At 45.8% G+C, this 13,491-nt stretch carries 5 protein-coding genes and 1 pseudogene; 2 read left to right on the plus strand and 4 right to left on the minus strand.

Translation table 11 applies throughout. The annotated features are described in order from the left end of the window. Positions 1–61 precede the first annotated feature (61 nt). On the minus strand, positions 62–5,971 hold the full coding sequence (locus V7728_RS18625; protein WP_099566488.1) for a SpaA isopeptide-forming pilin-related protein: 5,910 nt from the start codon (positions 5,969–5,971) through the stop codon (positions 62–64). A gap of 179 nt (positions 5,972–6,150) precedes the next feature. After that, positions 6,151–7,227, minus strand: a complete 1,077-nt coding sequence (locus V7728_RS18630) for a response regulator (protein ID WP_099566487.1) — start codon at positions 7,225–7,227, stop codon at positions 6,151–6,153. Positions 7,228–8,031: 804 nt separating this feature from the next. Between V7728_RS18630 and V7728_RS18635 the strand changes: the two are divergent. Both V7728_RS18635 and V7728_RS18640 read left to right on the plus strand, forming a co-directional pair. After that, positions 8,032–9,345, plus strand: a pseudogene (locus V7728_RS18635) (ATP-binding protein); the annotation flags it as partial. A gap of 72 nt (positions 9,346–9,417) precedes the next feature. Beyond that, positions 9,418–10,497, plus strand: a complete 1,080-nt coding sequence (locus V7728_RS18640) for a response regulator (RefSeq protein WP_223252799.1) — start codon at positions 9,418–9,420, stop codon at positions 10,495–10,497. A gap of 154 nt (positions 10,498–10,651) precedes the next feature. Here the strand turns inward: V7728_RS18640 and V7728_RS18645 are convergent, their stop codons facing one another. Both V7728_RS18645 and V7728_RS18650 read right to left on the minus strand, forming a co-directional pair. Further along, positions 10,652–12,634 (minus strand): exosporium glycoprotein BclB-related protein, encoded by a 1,983-nt coding sequence (locus tag V7728_RS18645; RefSeq protein WP_099566485.1) that lies wholly within the window; start codon positions 12,632–12,634, stop codon positions 10,652–10,654. Between the two features lie 178 nt (positions 12,635–12,812). Continuing rightward, positions 12,813–13,491: collagen-like triple helix repeat-containing protein (locus V7728_RS18650; RefSeq protein WP_442893528.1), on the minus strand; the 679-nt coding region annotated here is incomplete at its 5' end.

Below are 13,491 nucleotides of genomic sequence, written 5' to 3' on the forward strand. Positions count from 1 at the left end.
AAATGATTCTCTTTTTAAAAAAGCACCTGATCGATTCTTACATGATCAGGTGCGATAACGTCTATCTATTCCTTGCTTTCTTCTTTCTTGATACAACAGCCGCGGCTCCGCCGGCTAATAGCAGCAGAATACCGGCCGTGACCGGCATCATACCGTCCGTATCACCGGTTTTCGGCAGGTTTTTGCCTGTATCCGAGTGATTGGTTTTACCATTGGTATCAGGATGATGCCCGCCTTGATTCGTTTGATGATTCGGTGTGTCTTTCCCAGGTGCGGGATTTTTTAATTTCTTATTAGAAACGACGACCTCAACGGCTTTTAACTGTCCTTTTTCAATTGTGAATTCAATTGGTTTTTCGTTCAGCTGATAGCCGTCAGGCGCTTTTGTTTCGATAAATCGATACTGCCCGGGCGCTAATCCTTTCACCGTAAACCGGCCCTTTTGATCCGTCTTCCATACCGCCGGCCGTTCTTTGCTGCCGCCGGTGTTTACCGGATGTCCGGCAGAATCCGTGATCTTGAATTCAGCACCTTCCAGCACCTTATTTTTATCGTCATGATCCACTTTTGTCAGTGTGACATCACCAGGCGTCAGTGTATTCTCCGCACTGATTTCGACTGGTTTTATGTCGGTATTTGTGATCTTGAATGATATTGGCGTTTGATCCAAACTGTAAAGTTCAGGCGCTTTTGTTTCGATAAATTGATATTCGCCCGCTTTCAGTCCCCGTACAATAATTTGTCCGTGCTCATCTGTCGTCAGACCCTCTGTCAGTACTTTGCCGTTTGCATCTGTCAGATTAAACTTCGCACCTTGCAGGACTTTCCGTTTGTCACCTTGATCCAATTTTGTGAGAACAACGCTGTTCTTGATGTTAACTGCAGTCAGGGCAGCCTGATTCGGTTTTCCGCTGTTCTCAGCCTTAATCGTAAACGGCACAGGGGTTGTTGACAGCAGATAACCATCCGGCGCTTTTGTTTCAACAAATTGATAGTTTCCGGGCGCCAAACCGCCGGCGTCAATTTTGCCGCCTTCTTTTGTCATCAGATCGTCTCTTACGGTTTTTCCATCACTGTCAATGATTTTAAATACTGCACCGTCTAAAACGTTTCCGTCTTGATCCTTCTTGATCAGCTGGACAGAGCCTTTATAGTTGACGGCCGTTCCTGCGTCAGTTGACTCCGGCTTTCCTTCCGCTGTTTCTGAGATGGTAAACTCTTTTTTCTCCGTATTTAACACATAACCGTCGGGTGCTTTCGTTTCGATGAAGGCGTAATGACCCGGTGCAAGACCGGATGTTTCTACTTTTCCGTCCTTATCTGAAACCAGATCTTCTTTAACCGTTTTTCCATCACTGTCGACGATTTTGAAGACTGCACCTTCAAGCTTCTTGCCTTCCGCATCTACCTTCGTCAGCCGGACAGAGCCTTTATAGTTGACGGCCGTTCCTGCGTCAGTTGACTCCGGCTTTCCTTCCGCCGATTCTGAGATGGTAAACTCCACTTTCTCCGTATTTAACACATAACCGTTGGGCGCTTTCGTTTCGATGAAGGCGTAATGACCGGGTGCAAGGCCGGATGTTTCTACTTTTCCGTCCTTATCTGAAACCAGATCTTCTTTAACCGTTTTTCCATCACTGTCGACGATTTTGAAGACTGCGCCTTCAAGGTTTCGGCCTTCCGCATCTTCCTTCGTCAGCCGGACAGAGCCTTTATAGTTGACGGCCGTTCCTGCGTCAGTTGACTCCGGCTTTCCTTCCGCTGTTTCTGAGATGGTAAACTCCACTTTCTCCGTATTTAACACATATCCGTTGGGCGCTTTCGTTTCGATGAAGGCGTAATGACCGGGTGCAAGGCCGGATGTTTCTATTTTTCCATCCTTATCTGAAACCAGATCTTTCTGAACCGTTTTTCCATCACTGTCGATGATTTTGAAAACTGCGCCTTCAAGATTCCCGCCGTCTGCATCTTTCTTCGTTAATGCGGCTTTTCCTTGATAATTCACCATTGATCCCAATTCAACATCAGGTACTTGATTCTTTTCGTTCTTTGCGATTGAGAAGTGAATGGCTTTTGTGTTTACGATAAACCCTGATGGGGCTTTCGTCTCCATCAGCCGATAGTATCCGGCGGGCAAACCGTTGATCTCAACTTTCCCATTTTTATCGCTTTCAATATTATTTTTTATCAGAGTATAGGTGCCGTCGCTTGATTTTTTCTCAAGCTTAAATACAGCACCGGCCAAAGGCTTGTTGTTTTCGTCTTTTTTGATAAGCGTCACCTTATTTTTTTGATTTATGACTTTATAGAGTGCTCCTGCAGCGGAGGATTTGCCGTCAATCGTAACGGAGACCCCGTTTACATAAGCATCGCTGATGGTGTAGCCGTCCGGAGCTTTTATTTCTTTCAGTACATAGGTTCCGTAACGGATATTCCCAAACGTAAGTTTACCGGCATCGTCTGTTGTGCCCGTACGCAGCAGCTGCTTGCCGTCTTTAGACCATAATTGAAAGCCGGCTCCTGAAAGAGATGTTCCGTCTGATCCTGTTTTAGATATCGTCAGGCTTCCCTTCTCTCCTGATCCTGAGCCGCCGCCGCTTGAAATGGCGACAAACACTGAGCTGTTGTTCTCTTGGGTCTGCTCCTCAACATTTGTCCCTGATATCGACACTTTGTTGCTGACCTGACCGCTGCTGCCGGAAATATTAATGAGAGAACGATATTGTATGACATACGCGCGGTCGATTTGTTTATAGCTGCCTGTAAAGGTAAGGACAAATGATTGTTCGCCGGTGGCATTGTCAGTTTTTATATCTAGTTTATAGTCCTTATCTTTTTCAAGCTTCACATCACCCGGAATAAGGTTTCCGCTGCTGTCTTTCATAACGCCGTTCTCATTATATTTTGCTTGATATACTTTAAAAGAATCTTCATCTATTATTTGATTCTCATCCGGGGTGTCTTTGACTTTTACGTCATCCAGTGTCGATTGGCTGGCATTGACATTGATGCTCCAATCGATATCGTTTCCGTTCTGTTTGCCGCCTTTAGAAATCAGGTTTCCTCCGTTTGCGATGGAAACTGAACCCGTCAGCGTTCGGTCTGCGTGGTCATTATTAAAGTACTCTGCTTTGTTTGTGTATTGACTCTGTTTAATGACCTGGCCTTTTAATGACGTTTTAAATTCAATCAGGTATGGTACAGCGTCATCTGTTTTGAGACGTACGGTTAACGTATTTTTGTTGCCGTCTGACGGCTCCTCTATTTCATATTTTGAAGAATCCAGCGCCTCTCCTTCAGTGATGGAGCCGTTTTTGCTGATGGTATACGTTTTAACAGCAACCGACCCATGCAAAAATTGCTGACCATCTGTGATCGTATCTTTTATATAAGGATTCTTTGAAGGTTCGCCATTGTAATTAATGCCGACTTTCCATGTGATTTCTTTTGAAACGGCGTTGTATGAGCCGTTTTTGAATCCATTATGGGACGTCTGATTGTTCGGTGTGAAGCCGCTCGATTCCTTATTTGTGCGTTTGCCGCCGTTTTTATCCGTCCATGTCGACTCAGCCGTATTCTTAATGGGTTCGTTTGAAAAGTCAGCGTTGAATTTTGTCTTATACGTGATCTTAAACTGACTGTTTGTTTCTGCATAATCCCCGATCAATGCTATTGTAAAGCCTTGATTTCCGGGTTTTTTTGTTAATGTATAGTCTGTTCCTTCTTTCAGCGTTTTGTTATCAGTCGTGTCTTGCATGTGAAATGAATCGTCAATGAGCGCCAGGCCTCCGCTGGTGAATTGATCATCCAGCGTCCAGTCTTTCATTGTGTAACCGTTTTTATTAACTGTGATTGTCCAATCAACCGTCTTCTTCTCATAGTCTGCATTTGAATAATTTTTGATCAGATTCTGCTGAATGGCGGTTCCCGGAGTTTCCTTTGATTCCCCTGTATCTGTCATTGCTGTATTGGTGTATTTGACAGGACTGTCAATAATGACCCCATCGTTGACTTGAGATTGATAAATGATCTTATATGCTCCTGTGACAGTTTGCTTGAATTTTATTTCAAACCCGTTCCCGTTATCAGTCAGCGTATAATCCTCACCCTCTTTTAATGGGGCGCCCTCTTGTTCGCTGCCGTTCTGGCTGAATGTAATCGGAAGGATTTTCAATGAACCGGGAACAAGATGCAGATCGTCTGATCCGAACGTATCCTTGATGCCGGCTTTGGATTGATCAATCTTTTTCTCACCGTAGTTGTACATAACAGCCCAGCTGAACGTTTGGGATTCTCCTTTATAACCTGTCGAAGATTTTTCTATCATTTTTCCGTAACCCGCTGTTACGGAAGCTTCCGCAGAAATCGGCTCCGCATTGTCTCCGCTGAATGCCGCCTTGTTTGTCAGCGTGATGTTTCCGCCTTTACCCGGCTTTGCCTCATCTTTAATTTCCGTGTCATATATGAGCCGGTAGGCTGAATCGATCGTCCCGGCGAAGGTGACACTACCGTTTTCGCCAACGGTATAACCTGAAGTTATCTCATTTCCCTGACTCACCGAGCCGTCAATATTCACATCAAGTTCATACACTTTCACAGAGCGGAAAATCAATTCGTCCGGAAGGCTTTCAGTCAATTTCGCATTTTTAACTTCTTCTTCCTTTTTATTAAGATCAACCGTCCACGTTACCTTTCCGGGATTAATACCTTTATCGAATGACCCTGATTTCTCAATGGTTTTATTGACATTCGGTTTAAAATAAACCGTTACGTCCGGCGTATCAGAGTTAACCGGAAACTTAATCTTTTGTGTGGTTGATCCTTTTATTTCTTTCTGATTGAATTGGGTGTTTACATACAATGACCCCTTGACGTTAGAATCTTCTTTTACCTCGCCGTTAAACGTCATGATGACATGGCCGCTCGTATTAATGGAAAAAGTTCCGTACGTACTATCGCCGTCGGTCAATGGCTGGTTCGTAATGTCATTATGCATGATAAATTCTTTAGGCAGATCAAATTCATATCGATCACCGTCGTTTATTGTTTTCCCCAGCTCATTCGGAATCGCCCATTGAATGGTGATATTTGCCGGAGAGTTCGTATTCGCAGGGTTGTTTTTGTCATATGGTTTTCCTTTTTCATCAGTCAATTTCACATCAGTTAAAATATTTTGCGTAATCCGGCTTCCGCCTGATTGAAGGCTTTTAGCGGCAGATTTGCTTGAAACCGCCATTTTTGATTGACTGCGTTTAGCAGAAGGTTTTGGTTTCGTTGTCTGTTCTGCTTTCTCCCCGCCGTCTGCAGATGCTGATTTTTTCTCTGTCTTTTCCTGAGGTTCAGCAGGTGTTGAAGAGGTGTTTTTTTCTGTTTCGGAATCCGTTGTTCCGTCTTTCTTCACAGGTATTAACACCTGCTGGGTCTTGCCGGCATCCAGTTGAAAAAGAGCTTTTGCCATTTTCGTCTCATCTGTTATGTCGGGAGTAAACTTCGCCGACAGTGTAATGGAGCCTTTGGCATCCCCGGCATCCGCTCCAGCATCGTTCACTTTCACTTCCAGCGTGCTGCTGTTTGCTTCAGCTTTATATATACCGATCACCCGATCAGCTGATGTCAGCTCACCTTCGGCATCGTTATCTAATGTAAAACTTTCCGGAATCTTTATGGTGATATTCCGGTCGCTTGCATCTTCCTTGTTTTTTAGTGACCATTCGTATGTCAGTGTCACTTTATCTCCCGGTGCTAAAGCCGGTTCACTGGCTTTTGACCCGTCAACAGTCTGCTGTCTGCCGTCTTTGACTGCAACTGAATCAAAGAACCCGCTCTCGCTTTGTTGTGATCCGGAAGCGGCTGCGATCGGAGTAAAGCTGACAACCTGGCTGAAGATGAAAAACAGCGTGAAGCATGAAATCAATGCCGGCCTCAGCCTTTTGCTTTTTTTCGGGCTGAACGAAAAGTTCCTCACTCCCAAGTCTTATTCCTCCCCTTTTATATAGACTTACGTTCGAACAAGCCGGTAAGCATGGGATTCTCCTTATCCGAACCAAACTACATTGTATGAAATCGGCCTATACAAATTCTGTACATGGGATCATTTCAGAAATAGCGCACAAAAAAAGACCGGCATCAGCCGGTCCGGTCATTCAATCGTCAATTGATTTTATCTTTTAATTGTTTATAGCGTTCGTATTCCTTTATCGCCTCTTCTACCTTTCCCAGTTTATTAAATAACTGCAGTTTGTATTGTATAATTTTATCGTCACCGGGCTCTATTTTCTCAACCTGCAGGCAAATGTCCATCGCTTGATGATCATTCTTCTCTTGGATGAGAAAACCAATCAGTTCGTACGCTTTGCTGAGCCACAAATGGGCCAGACGCGCTTTTTCCGGCTCCGCCCACAGATAGCCATTCTCCATGAGATAATGGTTTTCATATGACATGACAATGTCCATATGCCGGGTTAGTGCAGCTGCGCTGAGCGGAGGAGCCTCTTTTAATGTTTTTTCCCATTCAACTGTATCAACCTTTACCCCGGAAAGCCGGAGAATGTATCCTATATCGGTATTTTCTATTGATTGGCTGAAGGGCAGCTGACCGATTAATTTCCGTATCTGATATATTGTCGAGTAGAGCTGGGTGCTTGCTTTTGATATATCATAAGCAGGCCAAAACATTTCCATCAGCATGTCTTTACTGACCGTGCGCCCTTGATTAAGAAGTAAAAATGCATACAGTTCACGGGCTTTGGATGTTCTCCACTTGACTGTTATGTATGTTTTGACACCATTTACCGATTGATAAAAGTCCAGGTTCCCAAAACATTGTATAACATAATCCGTCCCGGTATTCTCTTCTGCCGTCCTGAGTTTTTTATTCATTCGGATTCGCTCAACAGTTGTCAGCAGCCGGGCATTGTCAACCGGTTTCAAAAGATAATCGACAGCATTTAATTCAAACGCTTTGATCGCGAATTCATTATAAGCGGTGATAAAAATAACTTGGATATTTTCATTGACCTCCTGAATCGATTCAGCAAGCTCAATACCGTTTATCCCGGGCATTTCAATGTCAAGAAACACCGCATCAGCTGATGAAAGCTCCGAATGCTCCAGAACTTCCGCCGGATCTTGAAACGTTATAATAGATTGAAAGGCGTTTGTCCGCTCAAGCATACGATTAAAATGAAGCAATGCCAGTTCCTCATCATCCACAATTAACGCTTTCAAACCGCATCCCACCCGTCAATATAGATATATCTGAAAATAATTTCAATTATACCATGTCCAATGCCCTATATAGTTGGATTCTTTTTCTTTCTCTTGTTGTATTACAACGTTTGTGATTACAATATTTATACATTACATAGGATAATAGAATGCCCCTGAATGGGATAAAGGAGTAATGATGTGAAAGAAAAATTTATTTCCATTTCGATTATTTGCGGCTACGCTGCTTTCTTTATGATTTTTATGGTCCTGAATCATTTTTCAGGATCATCCCTCCCCCAAGCGGAACAGGGCGTGATCAATCTGGAAAAGTGGGATTTTCAAAAGGATGGAAATGTCCAGCTGAACGGGAAATGGATTCTATATCCAAATCAGATGCTGTCACCGCAGGCGCTTCATTCAGCAAAAGGAAAAAATCCCGTACTCGTTGATGTCCCTGTCAATGTGAAGCTGTTCGGCAAAACGGCCGATGTGGATTACGGGACGTACAAACTGACAATCCGATCAAATGAAGACAATCAGGTTTTGGGGATCAGCACATCTTTTATCTACAGTTCAAACCGCCTTTACCTTAATGGAAAAGTAATCGGACAGAGCGGCAATCCTTCAGAAAAAGCTGATTTTAAGGCGCAGAACAAACCGTACAGCAGTTTTTTCAGGCTTCACAAGGGTGACAATGAACTTGTCCTGCATTTTTCGAATTTCGGAAAAGTTCCCGGCTGGGGGATCGCAAAACCAATAACGTTTGGGACTCAAGAACAAATTATACGTGAGAATCAAATTTCCTTTTTCAATGATTCCATTATGATTACGGCTTTTTTCATTACCGGTTTATATTTTCTCGGCTTTTTTCTGCAACGGACAAAGGATAAACATTTATTGTTCTTTTCCGTGATGTGTCTGCTTTTTTCTGCCATTATTCTTATGATCGGGAAAGAAAGAATTATCTTTCTCCTCTTTCCGTCTATTTCATTTTCATTGCTGAATTCCTTGCGTATCATCTCAACCGTGCTTGTCAGCATGGCGGTTTTTCTTTATCTCTTTTATGCATACAGAGAAATTGTTTCAAAAACGACGATCACCATTTTAACCGCTTTATCCGGGACCATCTTGATCACTGATTTTATGTCCGGAAGTTTCATTGACCATCTCTCATACATTTTACATTCTGTGCTTGCCGTTACGACTCTGTTTTATATTACATATATTTTTACGATTGCCGCCATAAGAAAAATAAAAGGAAGCACGTACCTTACACTCGCATCCGTCTCGATGAGCGCTTTTGTGATTCTTACGACCATTTCAGCTTACAGCGGCAAAACGGCTTTTTCTTTTAATTCGCTCTATTCATTGCCGACAGTCATCGCTTTATTGGCGGTGGTTCTTCTGATGGCGCAGCAATTCGCCGGAGCTTTCCGGGACAATGAAGTCCTCTCACGGAAATTAGTCAAAATCGACCAACTGAAAGATGAATTTATCGCCAAAACTTCACACGAATTCAAGACGCCGCTGAACAGCATTATTAATATATGCCAAACTCTTGTAGCCGGCAGAAAAAAGAAGACGATAGAGGAAGAGAAAGAAAATATGCAGCTGATCATCCGTATGGGCTACAGACTTTCCGATCTCGTAAATGATATTCTTGATTTGGAAAAAATGAAGCAGGGTATGCTGCAGATTCGTCCGGTTCCCGTCGATGTGCATGCCGTCATATGCAGTGAGATGAACTTCTACCGGCTTTTATCCAAACATAAAAAACTTGCCATTCTTAATCATGTGCCGGACGGCCTCCCTTTGGTGCTTGCAGATGAAAACCGATTCCGGCAAATCTTAACCAATCTTGTTGAAAACGCAATCAAGTACACATCCGAAGGGAACATTATTCTTTCTGCTGAAAACCTGAATGACAAAATGATTCAAATCACGGTGGCCGATACCGGCAGCGGCATTCCTGAGGCTGATCTTGAAACCATTTTTGATTCTTTTCAGCAAGCGGGAGGGACAGAAGAAGATGGAACGGGTTTAGGTTTAAGTATTGTGAAACAGCTCGTCAAGCTCCAAAACGGGGACATCTGGGCGGAGTCAGCGGCGGCGCACGGATCAGCCTTTCATTTTACGTTACCCGCCGCTCAAATTGATTCTTTACCGGAAGCAAAGACCGAACCTCCTGAATCACAGCCCGGACAGAGAATGTCGGATATTTCGCTGGTCACGCCTTATCACTCAGAAAAAATCGATGCTCCGACGATTCTGATCGTCGACGATAACATCGAGAGTTTGAAAATTTTAACTGATATGCTGGAAGGTGTTCCTTATAACGTAATCGCAGTAAAAAGCGGAAAAGAGGCGCTTCAAGCTGTCTCTTCCTCGAAGCTTGACCTGGTCATATTAGACCTGATGATGCCCGACATGACGGGTTTTGAAGTCTGCACAAACATCCGCGAAAGATTCAGCATGGTCGATCTGCCGGTTCTTATCGTTACGGCAGCCATTATCAGCCATGACAAATACAAGGCGTTTCATGCCGGAGCAAACGACATCTTACAAAAGCCTTATCATTACTCTGAATTCACCGCGCGTATTAAAAATTTAATTTTGATGAAGCATACGGCTCACCAAGCCACAAATTTAGAAATGGCATTTCTTCAGTCGCAGATTAAGCCTCATTTTCTTTACAATGTATTAAATACGATCATCGCGCTCAGCCATTTGGATATTGAAAAAGCACGGGAAACGACTGCTGCATTTACAAACTATTTAAGGATGAGTTTTGATTTTCAAAACACTTCGGACATCAGCTCATTCAGAAACGAACTTTCTATCATTACGTCATATCTTTCTATAGAAAAAACACGCTTCGGCAAACGGATTGATATCCTTTTTGATATTGAACAGGACATTGACTTCCCCCTTCCGCCTTTAATGATACAGCCATTGGTGGAAAACGCCGTTCATCACGGGATCAGTAAGAAAAGAGGCGGCGGACGGATAAAGCTGACAGCGAAAAAACAAGGCGAAAACACGTATTTTATCAAAGTGGAGGATAATGGAACCGGCATCATGCCGGACATACAGAAAGATATTTTATCTTCTGACGTTAATCGCAGTGTCGGCCTGAAAAATATCAATCGGCGGCTGAAGCATTTTTGCGGAAGTGAATTGACGATCACCAGCACCCCGGATGAGGGCACCGCTGTTTCGATGATGATTCACACTCCCGGCACAACGGATGATTCGAACTCACTAAAGACGTCTTCATTAAGATACTGATTAACTTCAGAAGGCTTGTAAATACTTCTGCCGGCTGTCGGGGAATTCCCGTCAGCCTTTATTTACCCAAAAAGACGTAAAAACAAAAAAGCTTGAAGAAAAAGTGATATCTTCTCCAAGCTTAGATGATCCGCACCAGTCTGGCCGTTTTCACTTAAGAAATCGTAACTCCCGCGCTTGCATATCCCGCCACTGTATTAATAAGCGAAAGGCCTGTCGCAGTGGCGGAGAATACCATTAACAGCCGGGTTTGAGGAGTTACCGCAATGTTCAGCCCTGTCGTGATTCCGTTGCTGATGCTGCCGATTGACAATATGCCGGTGAGGGGAGGAGCTAAAGTGACGGATGCTCCGGGGATCGGCGTGAACGTATTGTTCGGCACTGTGGAACTGTATAATTGTGCGGTTATCGTAACAGTCGAGCCGACAAGCGACAATGCTGCGGTTGTACTGAAATAAGCGGCAATTGATGTAATGGTTCCGCTTCTCGGAGCAGAAAAAGCAAAGTTCAGCAGAGTTCCTCCGGCCCCGGTGAGATCAATTGCACCTCCCCCTCCGACATTGACGCCCGTTACAGAATTGCCGAACCCGACAAGGCTCACCGTTCCGATTAATCCGCCGGCAATGGTCGTCACGGCAGTGGGAAGACCTGAAGCATAAGGAATGATCGCGCCTGCTCCGGTTACCCCGGTTACTCCTGTTGCTCCGGTGGCGCCGGTTACCCCAGTTGCTCCGGTTACCCCAGTTGCTCCGGTTACTCCTGTTGCACCGGTTATTCCCGTGGCTCCCGTTACTCCGGTGGCTCCAGTATCTCCGGTTACTCCTGTTACTCCGGTTACTCCTGTTACTCCGGTTGCTCCAGTTATTCCGGTCGCTCCGGTTACTCCGGTTGCTCCAGTATCTCCGGTTATCCCGGTTGCTCCGGTTACTCCCGTGGCTCCCGTTATCCCAGTTGCGCCGGTTACTCCGGTTGCTCCGGTTGCTCCAGTATCCCCTGTTACCCCCGTTACTCCGGTTGCTCCAGTTATTCCGGTCGCTCCGGTTACTCCCGTTACCCCGGTTGCTCCTGTTGCCCCGGTTACTCCGGTGGCTCCGGTTACCCCGGTCGCTCCGGTTACTCCGGTTGTTCCCGTTACCCCAGTTGCGCCGGTTGCTCCGGTAGCTCCCGTTACCCCGGTGGCGCCGGTTATTCCAGTCGAGCCTGTTACTCCCGTTGCGCCGGTGAATCCCATTGCTCCCGTTACCCCGGTGGCACCCGTTATCCCAGTTGCTCCGGTTACTCCGGTGGCACCCGTTACCCCGGTCACTCCGGTTGTTCCCGTTACCCCAGTTGCGCCGGTTGCTCCGGTTGCTCCCGTTACTCCGGTTACCCCGGTTGCTCCGGTTATTCCAGTCGAGCCTGTTACTCCCGTTGCTCCCGTTACCCCAGTGGCTCCCGTTATCCCAGTTGCACCGGTTACTCCCGTGGCTCCCGTTACCCCGGTCGCTCCGGTTACTCCGGTTGTTCCCGTTACCCCAGTTGCGCCGGTTGCTCCGGTTGCTCCGGTAGCTCCCGTTACACCGGTTGCTCCGGTTACTCCCGTTACTCCCGTTACCCCGGTGGCGCCGGTTATTCCAGTCGAGCCTGTTACTCCCGTTGCTCCGGTGAATCCCATTGCTCCCGTTACCCCGGTGGCACCGGTTATTCCAGTCGCGCCGGTGGCGCCGGTCGAGCCCGTTACTCCCGTTGCTCCCGTGGCGCCGGTGGCTCCAGTCGCGCCGGGATCTCCAGTGACGCCGGTTACCCCAGTCGCTCCGGTATTCCCAGTCGAGCCCGTTGCTCCGGTAAACCCCGTTGCTCCAGTGAATCCCGTTGCTCCAGTCAGCCCTGTTGCTCCGGTCAGCCCCGTTGCTCCGGTGCACCCCGTTGCTCCGGTGAATCCTCTTACATGAAAATGATTTGGATGACAGCATGGACACCATCTTTCATGACAGCAAGAGTTTTCGCAACAGAATCCTTCACAGCAATGTGCCCGATTTTGATAACTGCGCCTTTGATTTCTTCTTTTATGTTGAAAATGACAGCAACACTCATTACTATTCCGGCAGTCGTAATCCCAAGAGTCGTATCTGTTATACCAAGTATCTCCTTTTCTCATTACACCACCTCTATTTTCATAATATTTCCATGATAAAAAAAGGTGTGGCAAAACCCCACTTCTATTGGGCAAATTTTTAAATGTTCTTTAAGGCTGCATCATGCAGCATTTACAGAAAAAAGACCTAACTGTGCATAAGTCAGGTCTTTCATCTTTAAAATATCAGTCTGCTGTTGTATTAGGTTGTCGGGAAACGAATGCTGTTAAAATCGATATTGAGAGCTGTCGCTGTTGTTATATTATTCGCAGTTGTGAAAATAACTCTCAGCTGGTACGTATTTGTTCCTGCGGTCGGTGCTGTATCCACTGTTGTATCAGCAATCGAAAAACTATCCGTAGCTGCGGTAGTACTAGTTCGCGACAGAGTTCTTGTATGAATTTGTACTGTTCCCCTATATAATCTCACCTCAAAAACAAAGTTTGAATTGGCTGCAGTTGTTAGCGCGACACTGAGTGCATAATCAAGCTTTACATTCTGCAAAGCGTTAACCGGGATTGCCAGCGTAGCAATGGGAACTTCTGTATTTAACGGCGGATAAACAGTGAGCGGCCCGTTGGTTCTTGTGAAGAGCAAGGTTGGTGTACTGCCTGTGGCGCCGGTTGGTCCTGTTGCTCCAGTTGGGCCCGTTACTCCTGTTGAGCCTGTTGCGCCGGTTGCGCCTGTTAATCCCGTTACACCTGTTGGGCCAGTCACTCCTGTTGCACCAGTTAACCCAGTTCCTCCCGTTGGGCCGGTTGAGCCTGTTAATCCCGTTACACCTGTTGGGCCAGTCACTCCTGTTGCACCAGTTAACCCAGTTCCTCCCGTTGGGCCGGTTGAGCCGGTTGCGCCTGTTAATCCCGTTACACCTGTTGGA

Origin of the sequence: Bacillus sp. JHAA (assembly GCF_036961585.1) — a bacterium.
Lineage (GTDB): Bacteria > Bacillota > Bacilli > Bacillales > Bacillaceae > Bacillus > Bacillus velezensis.